The 283-nt window shown below is 51.2% G+C and carries 1 protein-coding gene; it reads left to right on the forward strand.

What is annotated here, in order from left to right:
- The coding region (locus J0A66_RS23120) for an MBL fold metallo-hydrolase (RefSeq protein ID WP_241264403.1) at positions 1-283 on the forward strand (283 nt) is incomplete at both ends.

The raw sequence follows: 283 nt of genomic DNA on the forward strand, positions 1-283 counted from the left end.
GCCCGCCGGGAGCCCGGATTTTGGCCTGAAGCCGAGCAGCTAAGTCAGACTCGCGCGGTGCTTTACTCGCATTTACACTACGACCATTTCAATAAAGCCGATATTGAGGCCATTGGTAATCAGGCCGAATACTTTGTTGGCCTGGGCAGCGCCGAGTATTTTGACCAGGGCGGCTATACCATCAATGAAATGGATTGGTACGCCAGTAAAACCCTTGGTGAAACCACCATACATTCAGTGCCAGCCCATCATTTCAATGGCCGTATCTGGGTGCCGTTTTTAT

The sequence above is a fragment of the Bowmanella dokdonensis genome, assembly GCF_017254865.1.
Taxonomy (GTDB): Bacteria; Pseudomonadota; Gammaproteobacteria; order Enterobacterales; family Alteromonadaceae; genus Bowmanella; species Bowmanella dokdonensis.